15 protein-coding genes are annotated in these 18,628 nt (G+C 68.0%); 9 read left to right on the forward strand and 6 right to left on the reverse strand.

Annotation, left to right across the window (positions count from 1 at the left end):
• The first annotated feature begins 25 nt into the window (after positions 1-25).
• Both ACFTWF_RS35670 and ACFTWF_RS35675 read left to right on the forward strand, forming a co-directional pair.
• Positions 26-1,477 (forward strand): aldehyde dehydrogenase, encoded by a 1,452-nt coding sequence (locus ACFTWF_RS35670; protein ID WP_378465787.1) that lies wholly within the window; start codon positions 26-28, stop codon positions 1,475-1,477.
• A 49-nt stretch (positions 1,478-1,526) separates the two neighbouring features.
• Entirely contained in the window at positions 1,527-3,953 is a 2,427-nt protein-coding gene (locus ACFTWF_RS35675; RefSeq protein ID WP_378465788.1) for a CaiB/BaiF CoA transferase family protein, read from the forward strand.
• Positions 3,954-4,151: 198 nt separating this feature from the next.
• On the opposite strand, the gene ACFTWF_RS35680 is transcribed toward ACFTWF_RS35675, so the two are convergent.
• The 3 genes from ACFTWF_RS35680 to ACFTWF_RS35690 form a co-directional block, all read right to left on the reverse strand.
• Complete coding sequence (locus tag ACFTWF_RS35680; protein ID WP_378465789.1) at positions 4,152-4,823, reverse strand: esterase/lipase family protein; 672 nt, start codon at positions 4,821-4,823, stop codon at positions 4,152-4,154.
• 136 nt (positions 4,824-4,959) lie between these two features.
• Positions 4,960-6,111: an acyl-CoA dehydrogenase family protein gene (locus tag ACFTWF_RS35685; RefSeq protein ID WP_378465790.1), complete on the reverse strand. Its 1,152-nt coding sequence runs from the start codon at positions 6,109-6,111 to the stop codon at positions 4,960-4,962.
• Positions 6,112-6,151: 40 nt separating this feature from the next.
• Positions 6,152-7,321: an SRPBCC family protein gene (locus tag ACFTWF_RS35690; protein ID WP_378465791.1), complete on the reverse strand. Its 1,170-nt coding sequence runs from the start codon at positions 7,319-7,321 to the stop codon at positions 6,152-6,154.
• A 200-nt stretch (positions 7,322-7,521) separates the two neighbouring features.
• Here ACFTWF_RS35690 and ACFTWF_RS35695 point away from each other — a divergent pair, with 200 nt between their 5' ends.
• From ACFTWF_RS35695 to ACFTWF_RS35705, 3 genes are all read left to right on the forward strand, one after another.
• Positions 7,522-8,511 (forward strand): GNAT family N-acetyltransferase, encoded by a 990-nt coding sequence (locus ACFTWF_RS35695; RefSeq protein ID WP_378465792.1) that lies wholly within the window; start codon positions 7,522-7,524, stop codon positions 8,509-8,511.
• Between the two features lie 221 nt (positions 8,512-8,732).
• On the forward strand, positions 8,733-9,557 hold the full coding sequence (locus tag ACFTWF_RS35700) for a mycofactocin-coupled SDR family oxidoreductase (RefSeq protein ID WP_378465793.1): 825 nt from the start codon (positions 8,733-8,735) through the stop codon (positions 9,555-9,557).
• A 17-nt stretch (positions 9,558-9,574) separates the two neighbouring features.
• Positions 9,575-11,068 carry an aldehyde dehydrogenase gene (locus ACFTWF_RS35705; RefSeq protein ID WP_378465794.1) on the forward strand — a complete coding sequence of 498 codons (1,494 nt, stop codon included), beginning with the start codon at positions 9,575-9,577 and terminating at the stop codon, positions 11,066-11,068.
• Between the two features lie 79 nt (positions 11,069-11,147).
• On the opposite strand, the gene ACFTWF_RS35710 is transcribed toward ACFTWF_RS35705, so the two are convergent.
• The 3 genes from ACFTWF_RS35710 to ACFTWF_RS35720 are packed head-to-tail and all read right to left on the reverse strand — an operon-like array spanning position 11,148 to position 13,542.
• Positions 11,148-11,804: a TetR family transcriptional regulator gene (locus tag ACFTWF_RS35710; RefSeq protein WP_378465795.1), complete on the reverse strand. Its 657-nt coding sequence runs from the start codon at positions 11,802-11,804 to the stop codon at positions 11,148-11,150.
• A gap of 32 nt (positions 11,805-11,836) precedes the next feature.
• A complete protein-coding gene (locus ACFTWF_RS35715) occupies positions 11,837-12,742 on the reverse strand; it encodes an alpha/beta fold hydrolase (RefSeq protein ID WP_378465796.1) in 906 nt (301 codons plus the stop codon).
• A 20-nt stretch (positions 12,743-12,762) separates the two neighbouring features.
• Entirely contained in the window at positions 12,763-13,542 is a 780-nt protein-coding gene (locus ACFTWF_RS35720; RefSeq protein ID WP_378465797.1) for an SDR family NAD(P)-dependent oxidoreductase, read from the reverse strand.
• A gap of 150 nt (positions 13,543-13,692) precedes the next feature.
• Here ACFTWF_RS35720 and ACFTWF_RS35725 point away from each other — a divergent pair, with 150 nt between their 5' ends.
• The 4 genes from ACFTWF_RS35725 to ACFTWF_RS35740 all read left to right on the forward strand — a co-directional run bounded on the left by ACFTWF_RS35725 (position 13,693) and on the right by ACFTWF_RS35740 (position 18,627).
• Positions 13,693-14,655: a PDR/VanB family oxidoreductase gene (locus tag ACFTWF_RS35725; protein WP_378465798.1), complete on the forward strand. Its 963-nt coding sequence runs from the start codon at positions 13,693-13,695 to the stop codon at positions 14,653-14,655.
• A gap of 3 nt (positions 14,656-14,658) precedes the next feature.
• A complete protein-coding gene (locus ACFTWF_RS35730) occupies positions 14,659-16,140 on the forward strand; it encodes an MFS transporter (protein ID WP_378465799.1) in 1,482 nt (493 codons plus the stop codon).
• 82 nt (positions 16,141-16,222) lie between these two features.
• Entirely contained in the window at positions 16,223-17,740 is a 1,518-nt protein-coding gene (locus ACFTWF_RS35735; protein WP_378465800.1) for a class I adenylate-forming enzyme family protein, read from the forward strand.
• Between the two features lie 44 nt (positions 17,741-17,784).
• Positions 17,785-18,627 (forward strand): enoyl-CoA hydratase-related protein, encoded by an 843-nt coding sequence (locus tag ACFTWF_RS35740; RefSeq protein WP_378465801.1) that lies wholly within the window; start codon positions 17,785-17,787, stop codon positions 18,625-18,627.
• Position 18,628 lies beyond the last annotated feature (1 nt).

The following is an 18,628-nucleotide window of genomic DNA, read 5'->3' on the forward strand; positions in this document are numbered from 1 at the left end:
CACCGACTCTGTGAAAAGGACCGACATGGACAACATGACTGTGGACCGCGACGCCCTGTTCCTCGGTGGCCGCTGGGTCGCCCCGGCGGAGGGCGGCACGGTCGACGTCGTCGAAGCTGCGACGGAGAAGGTGCTCGGACGGGCGGCGGTCGCGTCGTCCGCCGACATCGATGTCGCCGTCGCCGCGGCGCGCGACGCGCTCCGCGGTCCGTGGGGGCAGCTCGACAACCGCGCTCGCGCAGACCTTCTCGACGCCTTCGCGTCCGCACTGAAGAAGCGCGGCCGCGACACCGCGACATTGGTGAGCCGCGAGAACGGCATGCCGATCTCGCTCTCCGCGGGAGTCAACGGCTTCGGGCCCGCCGCCATGATCCGGTACTACGCCGCGCTCGTCCGCGAGGCGGCGTCCGAGGACGTCCGCCCCAGCGCCTTCGGCGGTCGCACGGTGGTCCGCCGGGAGCCGGTGGGCGTCGTCGCGGGCATCACGCCGTGGAACTACCCGCAGCCCCTCGCGGCGATGAAGATCGCGCCCGCTCTGGCGGCGGGGTGCACCGTAATTCTCAAGGCTGCCCCCGAAACCGCACTCGACGCGTTCGCGTTCGCGGACGCGGCAGAGGAGGCGGGGCTGCCGGCCGGTGTCCTGAACATCGTGCCCGCGGATCGCGAGGCGAGCGCGTACCTCGTGCAGCACCCCGGGGTCGACAAGGTCGCGTTCACCGGTTCGACCGCGGCGGGACGAGCCATCGGCGAGGTCTGTGGCCGGCTCCTGCGCCCCGTCACGCTCGAACTCGGCGGCAAATCCGCTGCGATCGTGGCAGCCGACGCCGACCTGTCCGTCTTCGCCGCGAACCTCGCGGAGGTGTCGCTGGTGAACAACGGTCAGACCTGCCATGCGAGCACCCGGATCCTCGCGCCCCGTGCCCGGTACGACGAGGTCGTGGAGGCGGTCACGGAGACCGTCCGCGGACTGGTGGTCGGGGATCCACTCGACAAGGCCACCGCGATCGGGCCGTTGGTCAGCGCCGCCCAGCGTGAGCGCGTGCTCGGGTACATCGAGGACGGGCGCAGCGCGGGTTACCGCACCACCACGGGCGGCCGCGTGCCGGGTTCGCAACCGCTCGGCTGGTTCGTCGAGCCGACGGTGTTCGTGGACGTCGACAACTCCGCCCGCATCGCGCAGGAGGAGATCTTCGGACCCGTTCTGACGATCACCCCGTACACGGACGAGGACGAGGCCGTCGCGATCGCCAACGACTCCGAATACGGGTTGGGCGGCACGGTCTGGACCGCGGACGAGGATCGCGGTCTCGCCCTGGCGGCCCGCATCCACAGCGGAACCGTTGGTGTCAATCACTACGCGCTGGACCTCGACGCGCCGTTCGGTGGCGTCAAGTCCTCCGGACTCGGACGCGAACTCGGGCCGGAAGGCCTGAACCCGTATTTCGCGACCAAGTCCGTCTACTTCGGAACACGCTGACTAAAAACGCTTTTCATTCACCATAAGATCTGATCGAACGGAGCAGGCGATGACGCTACCGCTGACCGGTGTCCGCGTACTGGACCTCACCGACGGCCTCGGTGAGTCGTGTGGCCGGTATCTCGCCGACCTCGGCGCGCAGGTGACGAAGGTGGAAGGTCCGGGAGGCGCCCGCTCACGCCGCGCCGAGCCCGTGGTGGACGGTGTCAGCATCCCGTTCGCGCTGCGCAACGCGAACAAGCGGGGGATCGTCGTGGACCTCGACGATCCCGCAGGCCGGGACCGGCTGCGGCAACTCGCCGCGGAATCCGACATCCTGGTGGAATCGCACGCGCCGGGACTGCTGAGTGAACGGGGGGTGGGCACGGCCGAACTCTCCGCTCTCGCACCGGCACTGGTGTGCGTGTCGGTCACTCCGTTCGGGCAGACCGGACCGTACCGGGACTGGGTGGCCACGGAGCAGGTGCTCTACGCGCTGAGCGGCGTGCTGTCCCGCTCCGGCGCCCCCGGAGCCGAACCGCTGCTTCCGCCCGCCGGTCTGGTGGAGGAGACCGTCGGGATGCACGCCGCCTGGTCGGCGTTGCTCGCGTATTACGACCGTCTCCGCACCGGTCGCGGTCAAGTCGTCGATCTGTCCGCGTTCGAAGCGCTCGTCCACGGCTTCGACCCCGGTTTCGGGACGCAGGGTTCCGCCGCCGCGGGGCGCTCCGACGACTTCCCCCGGGGGCGGCCGGACGCGTCGAACTTCTACCCGGTGTTCCCCTGCGCCGACGGACACGTGCGGATCTGCCTGCTGGCCAAGCGGCAGTGGCGGGGCATGTTCGAATGGCTCGGCGAGCCGGCAGAATTCGCCGACCCGAAGTACGACACGATTCCGGCCCGGTTCGCGGCCGCCGGAACCCTGCACCCTCTCATCGAGGCGCTCTTCGCCACCCGCACCCGCGACCAGCTGGTCGCCGAGGGGGCGGCCAGGGGAGTGCCGGTCGGCGGTGTTCTCTCACTCGGGGAAGTCCTGACGACCGAGCACTTCGACGTGTCCGGTGCCCTCGCGGACGTGGAGATCGCCACCGGGGTGCAGGCGCGGGTTCCGACGGGATACGTGTCGATCGACGGCGCACGCGCCGGGATCCGGACCCCGGCGCCCGAGGTCGGGGAGCATGACACCGTGCCCGCGGCGACACGGGAGAACCTCACTCGTGCGGGGTTCGGCAACCGGCAGCCGGACAGCCGTCCCCTCGACGGCCTCCGGGTCCTCGACCTGGGCGTGATCGTCTTCGGCGCCGAACTCAGCCGTCAATTCGCCGACTACGGCGCCGACGTCATCAAGGTCGAGAACGCCAAGTTCCCCGACGGGCTCCGCCAGTCGAAGCGTGGTGCGGCGCTGGCCGCGTCCGTCGCCTGGGGCCACCGCAACAAGCGCAGCCTGGGCCTGGACGTGCGCAGCCCGGAAGGCCGGGACGTGTTCCGTCGCCTCGTCGTCGAGGCCGATGTGGTCCTGGCCAATTTCAAGCCCGGCACACTCGCGTCGATGGGCCTCTCCTACGACGAACTCGCCGTGCTCAATCCCCGCATCATCGTGTCCGAGAGCAGCGCATTCGGCAGCACCGGTCCGTGGAACACGCGACTCGGATACGGCCCGTTGGTGCGTGCGGCGTGCGGGGTGTCGGCGCTGTGGCGGTACCCCGAGCACGACGACCTGCTCTGCGACGGTTCCACCGTCTACCCCGATCACATCGCGGCCCACGTCACGGCAATCGCAGTGCTCGCAGCACTGATTCAGCGCACGCACACGGGTCGAGGAGCGGCACTCGAAGTGGCACAGGCGGATACCGCGCTCGTCCAACTCGGTGCTCAGCTCGTCACGGAATCGCTGCGACCGGGCACCGTTTCCGCACCCGGCAACTCCGACCCCTTCGCGGCACCTGCCGGAGTGTTCGCCTGCGCCGGCGACGACGAATGGTGCGTCGTGTCGGTCCGGGACGACGACGACTGGACCCGGCTGTGCGCCGTGCTCGGACGGCCCGAACTGGCGGACGTTCCGGCATTCCGCACGCGAGCCGAGCGGATCCGGAATCGCGCCGACGTCGACGACGTGCTGGACGGGTGGCTGCGGACGCAGACTCCCGCACAGGCGGTCGCGGCGTTGCAGGCGGCCGGAGTGCCGGCCGGCATGATGCTCCGCCTTCCCGAACTGCTCACAGATCCGCACCTGGCGGCCCGCGAGGCCTACACGCTCACGCATCACGACCTGCTGCCCAAGGCACTGCCCACAGCAGCCCGCGTCGCGCGCTACTCGGGCATCACCGATCCGCCGCTGCGGCAGGCCCCGATCGCGGGGCAGCACAGCCGGGAGATCTGCGAAGACGTGCTGCGCATGACGGCCGCAGAAGTGGATCGTCTGGTTGCGGAGGGAATCCTGCAACCGCCCGCCGTGGAACCGGCACCGGTCGCCGAGACCGCCGCCGCGCTTCGTTGACGCGAACGGTTCAGGGCAGGAGCGGTTCAGGGCAGGAGCGGTTTCAGGGCGGGGCGCCACGGGATGGCAGGCGGGAGCCACGGCCGTCTTGAACGACGACGTTGGACACGTACGGACCGGGTGGTAGCTGAGAGTCGTGCAGTTGCACGACGAGATCGGATCGCGAACTGACGGTGGCGTACTCGACTCCCGGGCGGGTCATCCCGCCCTGCCCGGTCTCCGTGACGAACGCGGAACCCGCCGTCGGTCGTCGACTGCCGGAATCACATTTCCGACAGCATCTTTCGCCCGGGAATGCTCGGCGAGAAAATTCAGCATTCCGTAGGCTCTGATGCCGTTCGTGGCGGGAGCGATCCCGATCATCGTGCCGACGGTCGAGTCTCCACCGAGCCGGTTTATGTAATAGAGCGGCACGAGTCCGCCCTGGGAGTGTCCGATGAGGTCGACCCGGTCCGCACCGGTGGCGGCGAGGACCGTCTCGACGAAATCGCCGACCTGTTGCGCGGACACGCGCATGTCACCCGTCTGGTGGACCGGGCCGCCGTCGGGGCCGCCGTAGTCCAGGCCGAAGACGCAGTAGCCGTCGGATTTCAGCTGCGGCGAGTACATCGACCAGTTGGCATAGCTGTTCTCGAACGTTCCGTTGACGAGGACGACGGGTCGCGGATGAGCGGCGTCCGGCCTGCACGAGAAATCGTTCATGCCCTGCGGAATCGCGTCGGGGTGCTCGATGGAATAGGCCCACGCGGCGGGCCACCCCGTTTGTGGCGGCGCCACGGGAGCCTCGTCCGGGGCGGCGCCGGCCACCGCCGGAGTGGCCAGGACCGCCAGGACTCCGAGAACTGCCACCGTGCGTGAGCGTGCACCCATCGCGTCCGGTTCCTCTACCGCAGAGCGAGCATTTTACCTAAACAGTGTAGTTTCTGTCCGGGTGTGCGTGGGTGGGAACGAACAAAAGGGGTGCGGCGAACAGATCTTCGCCGCACCCCTCTCGAGTCGGAATCGTTCAGGCCTTCATCAGGTCTCGGTGAATGATTTCCTTCATGATCTCGTTGGTGCCGCCGTAGATGCGCTGGATTCGTGCGTCGATGTACGCCTTGGCGACGGGATACTCCATCATGTAGCCGTAGCCGCCGTGGAACTGCACGCCGGCATCGATCACCCGACCCTGGAGTTCCGTTGCCCAGAGTTTGGCCTTGGCGGCGTCCACGGCGGTGAGGGTGCCCGCGTTGTGCTCACGCACGCACCGGTCGATGTAGGCACGGGACACCTCGACGGCCGTCTGCAGTTCGGCGAGGGTGAAGCCGAGGCCCTGGAACTCGCCGACCCGTTTGCCGAAGGCCGTGCGTTCCTTGACGTAGTCGAGCGTCCATCCGAGTACGGCCTCGGCGGACACCTGCGCGGCGATGCCGATGCCGAGTCGTTCGAGGGGAAGGCTCTGCATCAAGTACGCGAAGCCCGAACCGAGCTCGCCGAGCAGGTTCTCCTTCGGGACGCGGACGTCCTCGAAGAACAACTCGGCCGTGTCCTGCGCGTGCAGACCGAGCTTGTCGAGTTTGCGGCCCCGGGCGAATCCCGGCGTCCCGTCCTCGACGACGAAGAGACTGAAGCCGCGGGAGCCGGCCGACGGATCGGTCTTCGCGAACACGATCACCAGGTCGGCGAGGATTCCGCTGGTGATGAAGGTCTTCGACCCGTTGATCACCCAGGTGTCGCCGTCGGCGACGGCGGTGGTCTGGATGGCGCGCAGATCGCTGCCCGCGGCGGGCTCGCTCATCGCGATCGCGCCGATGGTCTCGCCGGTGACGAATCCCGGCAGCCACCGCCGGCGCTGATCGTCGTCGGCGTGCCGGAGCAGGTAGTTCAGGACGATGTCGTCGTTGGTGGAGAACCCGGACTGCAGGGCCGAGGCACCGACGCGGGCGATCTCCTGCTGGATCACGAAACGGAAGCGGTAGTCGAGTTCGCCGGGCCCGCCGTACGCCTCCGGCACGGGCAGTCCGAGCAGACCCTGGCGACCCGCTGCCAGCCAGGTCTCGCGATCGATCAGGCGATCCGCATCCCATTTCTCGAGTTGGGGCACCACGTGCTTGTCGACGAACCCCCGCACGGATTCGCGGAACAGTTCGTGGTCCCGGTCGAACAGATCGCTCTGCATGTCTTCCTCCTGGTGCGGGGGCCCCGCACTACGTGTGTTGTCAGTTCGTTGCCAGCAGTTTCTGCGTTTCACGACGGAACACCTGGTTGGCGACCTCGTTCTGGCCCAGCACCATCCGGCCCGCGTTGGCGCTCGTCATTCCGTGCTGGGAGTCCCTCAGGAGCGGGAAGTCCTCGGCATGCAGAACTGCGAGGAGAATCTCCCAGTTCTTGTTCCACAGACGGGTCCACTTCTCCTCGGTCATCTCGGTGTCCGCGACCGGCGGCACGATCAGGCGCATCTCCATGCGGCAGCGCTGCGGATCGGTGGGGTGCGGCCGGAAGGTGAGGAGCTGGAAGTGATCCGGCTGGCGCAGCAGGGTGCTGTTGGGGAGCAGGAAGTGAGTTTCCGTGATGTCCTTGGCCAGGCTCCGGTCGCCGGGATCCTCTTCGATCCACCGGTCGATCGACTTGCGTGGGGCGATGAAGCGGCAGTGCCTGCCGAAGTCTTCGAAGGCCATCACGTTGGTGTGGATGTGCTTGGCCGCGGTATTGGGGTGGGCGTACTGGATGTGGTAGCCGTCGAGGAAGGCGTCCTGCATGATCTTCCAGTTGACCGGCTCGTCGAACCCTTCGGACTGGAAGGCGATCTTCGAACCGAGGTCGTATCCGCCGAGGATCGTGTCCATCTCCTCGCCGAGCCAGCCCGCCACGTCGATTTCGGCGTTCGCCTCGTCGACCACCCAGATGAAGCCGTGGCGTTCCTCGGTCGGCAACTCCACGAGACCCATGTTCGTGGTGTCGGTCTCGCCGAAGGTGTTGTCGCGGGTGATCGTCCGCAGGCTTCCGTCCGTGTCGTACGACCACCGGTGGTAGGGGCAGGAGAAGAGGCGGCAGCGGCCCTTCTCCTCCTTCTCGAGGAGGGCGCCCCGGTGCCTGCAGAGGTTGACGAACGTCTTGACGCCGCCGTCGCGCTGGCGGACCACGATGATGTTGTTCCTCGGCATCTGCAGGGTGAAGAAGTCGCCGGAGCGGGGGATCTCGGAGCCGTGCGCGACGATCGAGGGAACCCGTCCGAAGATGAGGTCGCGTTCCTGCTTGGCGACCGCCGGATCGGTGAACTCCTCCGGCTGGAACCAGGTGATGTGGTCGAACTCGTCCGTCGTGTCGTTGCGCAGGTGATCCAGGGCCCGGCGAATGCGTTCCTCGCGGGGTGCTCCGACCTCGGTCATTGCGTTTCCTCCAGTGTCGTGCGGAGTCGATGGGCCGGCATTGTGGCCGCTTCCCGGCACCGTCTCCGAATGCGGTGTGGATCGACTCGATAAATCTAACTCAAATAGATTTATGTGTAAACCCTCGCAGGTCCGGCCGTTGCGGGTTTTATCAATGGACATTAGGTTTGGGTGACACCGTGCGATGAGGAGTGATACGGATGATTTCCTGTCAGTGGTGCGAGGAACTCGCAGACGACGACCGCGACGAAGTTCTCGCTCTGGTGGCCGCGGCCGCGGAATACGACGACGAGGCGGGGTTCTCGCGCATCGAACCGCGCGACGTCACCGACCGTTCGCGGAAGGGCGTGCGGGTATCGCATCTCGCCGTCAAGGCGCGTCGAGGTCTGAGTGCGCTCGATGACGTGCCGCTCGTCGTCGTCGCATACCTTCACCTGGCCGTGGACGACGACGGCCTCGGCACGGTCCAGTTCGTCGTGCACCCCGACTACCGGTCACGGGGTATCGCGACCCTGCTCGTCGAGGAGATGGGCCTCGACGTGGACCGCCCCGACGGCTGGAGCGGCACGGGCGCGCGTGCGCTGCGTGCGTGGGCTTTCGGCACACACCCGGCGGCCGAGCGGCTGACGCGGAGGTTCGCGATCGCGTCGGTCAGTCGGCTGTGGACACTGTTCCGCAGTCTGACCGGACCCTTCGCGGTTCCGCTCGATCCGGTTCGCCCGCCGGACGGGACCGTCCTGGACGGGCCGCGCGGGCTGGAGGACCCCGCGTCGGAGAAGGCCCTCGACGACGTCCTGGGCCGTTCGGGGATTCCCCCGGCTCAGCTCGAGAAACTCGCGGAGAGCCGTGCGCACGGAACCGGGTCCGTCGTCGTCGCGTCGGGCGGCGCCGGCCGGCCCCAGGGGTTCGTCTGGCTGGACCCGACGCTGCACCCGCATCTCGACCTGCGGGCGGCGTGGATCCGGGCGCTGGTGCTCGAGAAGGAGGCGCGGGGCGGCGGTCTGGGCGCCGGGTTGCTCGTCCGGGCGCTCGAGGTGCTGCGCGACGCCGGGGCCCAGATCGCCTTGATGCGAATCGATCCCGACGACGACGGGGCCGTCCGTCTCTGCCGGTTGCTGTCGTTCGAGCAGGAGGACGCGCATACGTGCTACCAGGTCGGCGACTGGCACGAGCCTCCCGGCTACCTCTGAAGCATGAGACGAAGAACGATATTTGTTGCACTGTTGACGAGTGGCGGTCGTCGCGCTACTGTCCTGTGACACGGCTCACAAGCAGTGTCCGTGACGAGGGCGTCCGGCCGACGGCCCTCGAACCCAGGCTCACATCCAGTGCTCACGCCGCGCGCACGCCGCGCGACATTTTCGGCGCTCATCACCGACATCTCAGGCTCGGTTGAACGGAAGGACACGTCATGACAAGACTCGAGGGGAAGGTCGCGTTCGTCACCGGTGCGGCTCGCGGACAGGGACGTTCGCACGCGATCCGGCTGGCCGAGGAGGGCGCCTCGGTCATCGCGATGGACATCTGCGAGCAGATCGACTCGGTCTTCTACCCGATGGCCACCACGGACGACCTCGCCGAGACCGAACGTCTGGTCAAGGAGGCCGGCGGCTCCATCGTCACGTCGGTGGGCGACGTCCGGAACCGGGCCGACGTCCAGCGCGCCTACGACGCCGGAATCGAACAGTTCGGGCACGTCGACATCGTCCTGCCCAACGCCGGCATCATGCCCGTCATCGAACCCGGTGATCAGCCGCAGGCGTGGCACGACGCCATCGACGTGATGCTCACCGGTGTGTGGCACGTCCTCGAGGTGACGGTGCCCGGACTGATCGAACGCGGTCAGGGCGGCTCGATCGTCATCACCAGTTCCGCCGCGGGCCTCACCAGCATCGGGCTGAACACGTTCCCCGGGCAGGCCGGCTACTCCGCGGCCAAGCACGGCGTCGTCGGGCTCATGCGCCTGTACTCGAAGCAGCTGGCCAAGCACAGCATTCGAGTCAACACCGTGCATCCCACGGGTGTGAACACCCCGATGGTGGCCAATGCCGAATACGGCGAGTTCGTGAACTCGCACCCCGAGGTCGCGAACGACGAGTCGTACAAGAATCCGATGCCGGTCGAGCTGATCGAGGCCGTCGACATCAGCAACGCCATCGTGTTCCTCGCCTCCGACGAGGCGCGGTACGTCACGGGCGTGACCCTGCCGGTCGACGCCGGCTACAACAACCGCTGAGCGAAGGAGTAACCGACATGACGACAACCGAGTCGACGGCAGCAGCGCCGCCGAAGATCGCCGATCGCGAGCAGGTATTCGTGGGCGGCCGGTGGGTGGATTCGACGGGAGACGAATGGATCGATCTCGTCGACCCGTGGACCGAGAAGCGCGCGGCGCGAATCCGCAGCGCCACAGCGGAAGACGTCGCACGAGCCGTGCGGGAAGCGCGCACGTCGTTCGATTCCGGCGAGTGGGCGTCGCGCACGATGGCCGAGCGCGCCGATGTTCTCGACGAGATCGCGAACCGGCTCGAGGGCCGGGTCGAGGAGTTGACCCCGCTCGGGGTCATCGAGGTCGGCATCCCCGTCGCGGTCAGTGGACCGACCCAGCAGATGACGGCCGGATTGTTCCGCGCCGTCGCCGCGGTGGCCCGGAACTTCTCCACCCGCGAGGACCGGACCCGGGTGGATGGCGGAATCTCCCGGATCCTCAAGGAGCCGACCGGTGTGGTCGCCGCCATCATCCCCTGGAACGGGCCGATCGGGACGATCGCGTTCAAGCTGGCGCCCGCCCTCGCCGCCGGCTGCTCGGTGATCCTCAAGACGGCGCCGGAAGCCCCCCTCTCGCCGTCCGTGTTCGCCGACATCATCGGGGAACTGACGGCGGAAGGCGTGATTCCCCCGGGTGTCGTCAGCGTTCTCTGCGCCGATCGCGAGATTTCCGAAACCCTGGTCACCAACCCCGATGTCGATCACATCACCTTCACCGGAAGCACTCTCGCCGGACGGCGCATCATGTCGCTCGCCGGCGAGCGGATCGCGCGGGTGTCCCTCGAACTCGGAGGCAAGTCGGCGGCCATCATCCTCGACGACGCCGACCTCGGCCACGTCATGCAGTCGCTCCCGATGGGAGGCTGCATGCAGAGCGGTCAGGCCTGTATCGCGCTGACGCGTGTCCTCGTCTCCCGCAAGCGGCACGACGAGGTGATCGAAGCGTTCAAGGGTGCGCTGAGCTTCCTGCCGATGGGAAATCCGTGGGAGCAGACGAATTTCCTGGGTCCGCTCGCCATGGAGCGGCAACGTGACCGCGTCGAGAGCTACATCGCCTCGGCCAAGGAGGAAGGCGCGACGATCGTGCTCGGCGGCGGCCGGCCCGCCGGGGTCGAACACGGCTTCTTCGTCGAGCCGACCCTGATCGACGGTGTGCGCAACGACATGCGTGTCGCGCAGGAGGAGGTCTTCGGGCCCGTCATCTCCGTCATCACGTACGAGGACGAGGAGGAGGCGATCGCCATCGCCAACGACTCGATCTACGGACTGTCCGGTGCGGTGTACACCGAGGACCTCGATCACGGATTCGAGGTGGCGCAGCGGATCCGGACCGGAACGATCAGCGTCAACGCCGCCATCATCGACTTCACGGTGCCGTTCGGCGGATACAAGCAATCCGGTGTCGGGCGTGAAGGTGGAATCGAGGGCCTCGAGGAGTTCTTCGAGACCAAGACGGTGCACCTGCCGGCGATCGGGTAGCCGGCCGCCGGCGCAGAGATGACGAACGACCCCCGGACTTCCGAAGTCCGGGGGCCGTTCGCTCGGCTCGGGCGACGCTTCAGGCCGAGCGTTCCTCGGTGGCGGAACCGGCACCGGCCTGGTTCCGCATCACCCCGTACAGGAAGCTGCGGATCATCTCCTCGAACAACCTCTTCGACGAGAGTTCGTTGGCAGCAAGAGCTTCCGCGAGAAGGGGCTGCGAGTCCGGGTCGACATTCGGGAAGATCGTCGCGCGGGTACTCGGTTTGCGCATCGCCTCCGTGAGGACGGCGCCGATGGACAGCGTCTCCATCCCGTCCAGGATCTGGACGTGCAGATGCGTCGGGACGCCGGAGTCCAGGAGGAATCGGGCCGTGTCCTCGTACGTGCCGATCAGGAGGTCGCGCGGCAGATACTGCAGCAGGATCGGTGCCGCGTTACGGTGCCGGAGAATGGCCTGGCGGAAGTTCAGGCTCAACGCCACGAAGAACTCCGGCCAGTCGGCACCCGGCTTGCGGCGGGGACGGACCACGCTGGCGCCGGCGATGTGCCGTGCCACGGCGGACAGGATCTCGCTCTTGTCCGCGAAGTGGTGGTACAACGACGGCGCCTGCACTCCGAGATGCTTGGCCAGTCGGGGCAGACTGAATGCCTCGAGTCCTTCGGAATCGATGATCTCGATGGACGCCTGCACCGCAGTTGCACGGCTGATCAGGGGCTTCGATGGTCGGGGCATGTCAGGCTTTCCGGTGGGGTTCGCTCGAACGGTTATTTGGCATGGTGAGGTGAATCGTAGCGGGTCGTGGTCACCTTCCGGGTGTAGGCGACCTCCCGGTCGAGGAAGTCGAGCAGGCCGTCGCTCAGCAGGTCGTTGTCGTCGCCGCTGACCATGTGCCCGGCGCCGCCGACGTCGATGTGCCGGGCCGTCGGGATCAGTTCCAGCAGGTCACGCGCGCCGTCGGCGCTCACGACGTCGGACTGCGCGCCCCGGATCAGGAGGGTCGGGACGGCCACCGCGCGCGCCGCGGCCCGCGCCCGCGCCTCGCGGATCCCGGCCTGGTCGACGCCGTTCTCCCGGTGCATGATCATCCGGGGGTCCCAGTGCCAGTACCAGCGACCGTCGCGGTGGCGAAGATTCTTGCGGAGACCCTCGATCCGCGGCGGGCGCCGACGGTGCGGGTTGTAGGCTACGACGGCGTCGAGGGCGTCGTCGAGAGTGTCGAAACCGGCGAGGCCACTCTCCATGAACGCCGTGATCTTGGCGAGTCCGCCGGGTTCCGCCCGGGGTGTGATGTCCACGAGGACCAGCGCCCGGCCGATGCCACGGTCGCCCTGCGCGATCAACGAGGCCATCCCGCCCATGGACGCGCCCACCAGCACCGGTGGCTCGCCGAGGTCGGCGACGACCGCGGCGAGGTCCCGTGCGTGGGCCTCGGTGCCGTAGTCGCCGTCCTCGGCCCACTCGCTGTCGCCGTGACCGCGGGCATCGATCGCCAGTGCGCACCAGCCGTTGTCGGCGAGGCGAATTCCGGTGCGCTGCCACGAATGCCGGGTCTGTCCACCGCCGTGGAGGAGCAGGACGATCCCCTTCCTCGGGGAGGCCGGCTCCCACCGGTCGGCGGTGAGCACGACGCCATCGCCTCGAAGCTCGGTGCGAAGGGTGTTGAGGGGCATGATGTTTCGCCTTTCGTCGGTCAGTGACCGGAGGTTCCGCCGTCGACGGCCAGCGTCGAACCGGTGATGTATCCCGAGGCCCGGCTGGCGAGGAAGACCACCGCCGCATCGAGTTCGCGCTGGGTGGCGGTGCGTCCCAGCGAACAGTCGTGGAGGAAGGCGGCGAGTGTCTCCGCGGACATCTCGCCGATCATGTCGGTGTCGACGAACCCCGGCGCGATCGCGTTGACCCGGATGCCCTTCCGCCCGGACCACTGGTTCGACAGATCCCGGGTCAATCCGATGAGACCGGCCTTGCTCGACGAGTACGCGGCCTGCGGGAGCACGGACTTCACCAGGCCGAGCATGCTGGTGATGTTGACGATGCTGGACCCGGGAAGCATCACGCGCGCGCAGGCCTGTGCGGCCCAGTAGGCGCCGAAGAGGTTCACGTCGAGGACCGCCCGATAGTCCTCGGGCCGCTCGCGGGTGGCGGGTGCGGCATGGGTGACGCCGGCGTTGTTCACCAGGACGTCGAGTCTGCCGAACCGTTCGATCGCGGCCTGGGCGAGCGCGTCGCATTGCTGCGGGTCGGTCACATCCGTGGGGACCACCAGGCAGTCGCGACCGCGTTCGGTCACCGATCGGGCGACGGCGTCGAGTCTGTCGCGCCGTCGGGCGGCGATCACGACATCCGCACCCGCTTCCGCGAGCGCGCAGGCGAACCCCGCGCCGAGTCCGCTGCCCGCGCCGGTGACGACGGCCACGGAGTCGGTCAGGCGGAACAGGTCGAGCACCGATTCGGTTGCCGGCAGGTTCATGAGCGAGGTCTCCCATCCAAAATTCTAATGGACATAGGTTTATCGCAGGTGTCGCCGCGGGGCAACATCTCCGACGGGAGTCTTGCGCGGCATTAATCTAATGGCATAAGATTTACGGGAAAGCGGAGTCGAGTGGAACGAGACGGGTGCATGACCAGCATTGCGAACCAGGAACGGCGGCAGATGCAGGTTGCCGGCAAGGACGCGCTTGCCGACGGCGTCGTGCGACTCACGCTGGTCGACGAATCCGGTGCTGCCGCCCCGGACTGGACGCCGGGTTCGCACATCGACCTGATCCTCGACGACACGACCACCCGCCAGTACTCCCTGTGCGGGGATCTCGGAGACACGTCCTCGCTGACCGTGGCCGTCCTCCGTGAGGCCGACGGCCGTGGTGGCTCGATCCGCGTCCACGACAAACTCGAAACCGGTGACCTCGTCGCCGTCGGTGGTCCCCGCAACCATTTCGCGCTCGTCGATGCCGACTCCTACCTCTTCGTGGCGGGCGGGATCGGCATCACGCCGCTCCTGCCGATGACGCGGGAAGTGGAGGCGAAGGGAACACCGTGGCGCCTGCTCTACGGCGGTCGGACCCGCGCGAGCATGGCGTTCGCCGACGAACTCGCGACGGCGCACCCCGATCGGGTGCGTATCCGGCCGCAGGACGAGTACGGACACCTCGATCTCGCCGCGGCCCTCGACGAGGTCGAGCCCGGAACGGTCGTGTACTGCTGTGGGCCGGAACCGTTGCTGCAGGCGATCGAATCGGCGTGCCGCGAACGTCCCCACGTCACCCTGCACGTCGAACGGTTCGCGCCGAAGGAGGTTCCGGCGGGAGTCGACGACGACGCCTTCGAGGTCGAACTCGGCCGATCGGGGCGAACGGTGCAGGTCGCCGCGGACGAGACGATTCTCGACGCGGTCCTGAGGGAGGGCGTCGACGCCGACTTCTCCTGCCGGGAAGGCACGTGCGGAACCTGCGAGGTCGCGGTCCTTTGCGGTATCCCCGATCACCGCGACTCCGTTCTCAGCGAGGACGAGCAGGCGGAGAACGACGCCATGATGATCTGCGTGTCCCGGAGTTGCACACCCAAGCTGACTCTGGATCTGTGACGAATGGTGACGAAGGGCGCCGAGTCGGTTCCGGGAACGCAGCCGGCTAGGCCCTCGGTGGCACGCGATCGGGTGCTGGTCTCCGCGCTGTGCTTCGTCGTCATGACCACGCCGGTGACCCAGACGGCCGTGGTGCCGCTGCTTCCCGCCATGGCGTCGCAACTCGATATCGATCCGGCCGCCGCGGGCTGGGTGGTCACGGCGAACCTGCTCGCCGCCGCGGTGTGCACGCCGGTGCTGGGCCGGCTCGCCGATCGATGCGGACCACGCCCGGTTCTGCTGGGCACCCTCGTCCTGGTACTCCTCGGTTCGGTGCTGTGTATCGTCACCGAACATCTCCCGGTCCTCGTTCTGGGCCGCATCCTCCAGGGGATGTCGTTCGCGCTGTTCCCGATCGGCGTCGCCGTGCTGCGGGGGCGTCTCGACCCGCGCCGGCTCCTGAACGCGATCGGGCTGATGTCGGGGATCCTGGCGGTCGGCGGGGGCCTCGGCATGATCGCCGCGGGTGTGATCCATACCGAGGGAGCGGACTTCCGGCGGGTGTTCGTGCTGCTCGTCGGGCTGAACCTCATCGCCCTCGTCGTCGCGTGGGCGACCGTTCCCCGCGGTGATGCAGCGCGGTCCCGCGACGGTGTCGACGCGGCCGGCGTCGGTCTGATGGCCGTGGGGCTGTCGGCGATTCTGATCGCCCTCGCGGAAGGCGGCCGGTGGGGCTGGGCATCGCCGCAAACGATCGGCGTCGCGGCACTGGGGGTCGTCGTCTCGATCTGGTGGTATCTGCACGAGCGACGGACCGGCGCACCCCTCGTCCCGCCGATGCTGCTGTCCGGCCGGCGGGTGGCGGGCACTCATCTCGCGGCGTTCCTCCTCGGCATGGCCATGTACATCCAGTTTCTCGGTGCGGTGCAGTTCGTCCAGGCATCGCGGGCCGACGTCGGATACGGTTTCGACGCGTCGGTGCTGCGCACCAGCCTCCTCGTGCTGCTTCCCGGTTCGGTGGCGGGTGTGGCCGCGGCGTCGGCGAGCGGCCCGTTCGTTCACCGCTTTCGCGCGGACCGTGTGCTCGTCGCGGCCTGCGGGATCGGGGTGGCCGGATTCGCGATGCTCGCGCTGGCGCACTCGCAGCTGTGGCAGGTGGTCGTGGCGCTCGTGGTGATCAACGTCTTCGTCAGTGCGTCGTATGCGGCGCTGCCCGCGTTGCTCGTCGACGCGGTGCCTCCGGAGTTCACCGGAGTCACCAACGGCATCAACGCAATTGCGCGAACCTTCGGAAGTTCGCTCGCCAGTGCTCTCGTCGCTACGCTGCTCGCCGCGGTGGCCGTCGCCGGAACGGACCTGGCGTCCGAGCGGGCGTTCGTGATCGCGTTCTGGGCCGGCGCGGCGGCGGCGGGAGCAGCCGGACTGGCAATCGTGAGTGCGGAGCATTTCCGGAGAAAATGTGCCGACCGGGGTGTCCGATTCGGTGCAGTATCAGTTAATCTATAGAGCATAGGTTTTGGGCCGTGGCGCGAGGCGTCGGCCGTGACATCGATGTCGCCCATCGGCGACGGCGGAAGGTTGAGTGGAGATGGCTGCGACAATCGGGTCGGCGTTGCACTGGTGGGCGGCGACGAAGGGCGACCAGCGGGCGATCGTCGTCGGTGACGACGCGCTCACATACCGGGAACTACAGGACTGGTCGAGCCGAATCGCCCGGCGAATCACCGGGGCCGGGATCGAGCCGGGAACCCGAGTCGGTGTCCTCGGCCCGAACTCGCTCGAGTGGCCGGTCATCGCCCTCGGCGTCCTCAAGGCCGGCGCTGTCCTGGTACCGCTGAACCCTCGACTCAAGCCGGCGGAACTGCGCAAAGTGATCGACGACGCCGGAGCCCGCCTGGTGATCGCGCCCTCCGCGTTCGGCGACTCCGTCGCCGCGACGCGCGATCTGGGCACGCCGTTCGATTCGCTGTCCTTCGAAGAACTCGCGGCCCTGCGCGGCGGCGGCGTCGACGACTTCCGGATCGACCTCGGCCCCGACGAGCCGACGGCGCTGTTGTTCACCAGTGGGTCGACCGGGCTCTCCAAGGGCGTCATCTGCACCAACCGCACCTTGCTGAACATCGTCTTCGAGGCGTCGCTCACGGAGGAAGGGCTCCGGCCCGGCGCGACGACGCTGCTGGTCCTGCCGCTCGTCTTCACCCCCGGCCTCGTGTGGGGTCTGCTCATGACCACCGTGCTCGGCGGCACCATCATCATCGAACGCGAGCTGAAACCCGGACGCGCCGCGGCGCTGCTGAGCGAACACAAAGTCCAGGCCCTCTTCGGCGTCCCCCTGATCTTCGACGCCATCTCCCGGGCCCCGGAGTTCGACGACGCCGACCTCAGCTCACTGCGCACGGCAATCGTCGGTGGCGCCGCCGTCGCGCCCGCCCTGCTGCAGCGGTGGGCGGACAAGGGGGTGGCGCTCCGCCAGATCTACGGAATGACGGAGGCCGGGGGAGTCGCGACCGCGACACTCGTGAGTGAGGCCTTCGACCACCCCGGGACGTGCGGAAACGGATCCATCTTCACCGAGATGAAAGTGATCCGCCCCGACGGGACCGAGGCCGACCCCGGCGAGGAAGGCGAAATTCTGCTCAGCGGACCGGGAGTGACGCCCGGCTACTGGAACGACGAAGAGTCCACCGCGGCCGCGCTGCGGGACGGATGGCTGCACAGCGGCGATCTGGGAACCCGGGACAGCGACGGGCGACTGCAGTTCGTCGACCGGCTCAAGGACCTCATCATCACGGGCGGAATCAACATCTCACCGGTGGAACTCGAGCGCGTGATCGGCGAGATCGACGGGGTGGAGGAAGTAGCGGTGATCGCCGCGAAGGATCCGCGGTTCGGTGAGACCCCCGCCGCCATCGTGACGGTCACCGGCGACGTCGATGCGGCTGCCATCGTCGAACACTGCGATCGGCTCGTCGCCGACTACAAGGTGCCCCGGTATGTCGTGATCCGGGACGAACCCCTGCCGCGGCTCCCCAGCGGGAAGCTGTCCAAGACCGCGATCCGATCCGAGTACCGCGACGTGTCCGAGAGGTTCTCGAAGGTGCGCTGACATCTCGCCCACCTGCGTGATTCGACGAAGAGGAAGAAGAAGAAATGACGTCTGTCGATGTCGAGAGCGTGGTCGTGCTGGAACGCCACGAGGAGATCGCCGTCGTGCGGCTGAATCGTCCCGAACGGCTCAACGCGTTCACTCTCGCGGTGCGGGACCGGATCATCGAAGTCTTCGACGAATGTGACGCTGACGATTCGATCCGGGCGATCGTCCTCACGGGAACCGGTCGCGCGTTCTGCGCGGGCGCGGACCTCGCGGCCGGTGGCGACACGTTCGTCAGCGAGGACGATCCGGACACCGGCGAGGCGCCGCCGGATTCGGGAGGCCAGACGTCGCTGCGGATCTATCGGTCGACGAAGCCGGTGATCGCGGCGATCAACGGTCCCGCCGCGGGGGTCGGTGTGACCATGACGCTACCCGCCGACGTCCGAATCGCCTCGGACACCGCGAAGTTCGGGTTCGTGTTCACCCGTCGCGGGCTCGTGCCGGAGGGCTGTTCCACCTGGTTCCTGCCCCGGATCGTCGGCATCTCGACCGCTGTCGAGTGGACCGTCGGCGGGAAGATGGTGTCGGCGGCGGAGGCGCTCGAACGGGGCCTCGTCCGTGAGGTCGTCCCCGCCGACCGGGTGCTGTCGCGCGCGATCGAGGTGGCCCGCGAACTGGCGACGGGCACCTCGCCGGTCTCCGTCGCCCTGACCCGGCAACTGATGTGGCGCATGCTCGGGGCCGACAGCCCCGAGGTGGCGCACCGGGCCGAGTCGATCGCCATCCACGTGCGCGGGACCTCGGCCGACGTCCGCGAAGGAGTCGCGGCCTTCCTGGACAAGCGGCAGCCCGACTTCCCCCAGTCCGTGTCGGACGGCCTCCCCGACGTGTACCGCTGAA

Origin of the sequence: Rhodococcus sp. NPDC056960 (assembly GCF_042674125.1) — a bacterium.
GTDB lineage: Bacteria > Actinomycetota > Actinomycetes > Mycobacteriales > Mycobacteriaceae > Rhodococcus_F.

Excerpts from the sequence above, each read along its gene's own strand:
- ACFTWF_RS35675 (WP_378465788.1), top strand. The coding sequence starts at position 1,527 with ATGACGCTACCGCTGACCGGTGTCCGCGTACTGGACCTCACCGACGGC.
- ACFTWF_RS35705 (WP_378465794.1), top strand. The coding sequence starts at position 9,575 with ATGACGACAACCGAGTCGACGGCAGCAGCGCCGCCGAAGATCGCCGAT.
- ACFTWF_RS35735 (WP_378465800.1), top strand. The coding sequence starts at position 16,223 with ATGGCTGCGACAATCGGGTCGGCGTTGCACTGGTGGGCGGCGACGAAG.
- ACFTWF_RS35700 (WP_378465793.1), top strand. The coding sequence starts at position 8,733 with ATGACAAGACTCGAGGGGAAGGTCGCGTTCGTCACCGGTGCGGCTCGC.
- ACFTWF_RS35720 (WP_378465797.1), bottom strand. The coding sequence starts at position 13,542 with ATGAACCTGCCGGCAACCGAATCGGTGCTCGACCTGTTCCGCCTGACC.
- ACFTWF_RS35685 (WP_378465790.1), bottom strand. The coding sequence starts at position 6,111 with ATGCAGAGCGATCTGTTCGACCGGGACCACGAACTGTTCCGCGAATCC.
- ACFTWF_RS35680 (WP_378465789.1), bottom strand. The coding sequence starts at position 4,823 with ATGGGTGCACGCTCACGCACGGTGGCAGTTCTCGGAGTCCTGGCGGTC.
- ACFTWF_RS35725 (WP_378465798.1), top strand. The coding sequence starts at position 13,693 with ATGACCAGCATTGCGAACCAGGAACGGCGGCAGATGCAGGTTGCCGGC.
- ACFTWF_RS35690 (WP_378465791.1), bottom strand. The coding sequence starts at position 7,321 with ATGACCGAGGTCGGAGCACCCCGCGAGGAACGCATTCGCCGGGCCCTG.
- ACFTWF_RS35740 (WP_378465801.1), top strand. The coding sequence starts at position 17,785 with ATGACGTCTGTCGATGTCGAGAGCGTGGTCGTGCTGGAACGCCACGAG.
- ACFTWF_RS35730 (WP_378465799.1), top strand. The coding sequence starts at position 14,659 with ATGGTGACGAAGGGCGCCGAGTCGGTTCCGGGAACGCAGCCGGCTAGG.
- ACFTWF_RS35710 (WP_378465795.1), bottom strand. The coding sequence starts at position 11,804 with ATGCCCCGACCATCGAAGCCCCTGATCAGCCGTGCAACTGCGGTGCAG.
- ACFTWF_RS35715 (WP_378465796.1), bottom strand. The coding sequence starts at position 12,742 with ATGCCCCTCAACACCCTTCGCACCGAGCTTCGAGGCGATGGCGTCGTG.
- ACFTWF_RS35695 (WP_378465792.1), top strand. The coding sequence starts at position 7,522 with ATGATTTCCTGTCAGTGGTGCGAGGAACTCGCAGACGACGACCGCGAC.
- ACFTWF_RS35670 (WP_378465787.1), top strand. The coding sequence starts at position 26 with ATGGACAACATGACTGTGGACCGCGACGCCCTGTTCCTCGGTGGCCGC.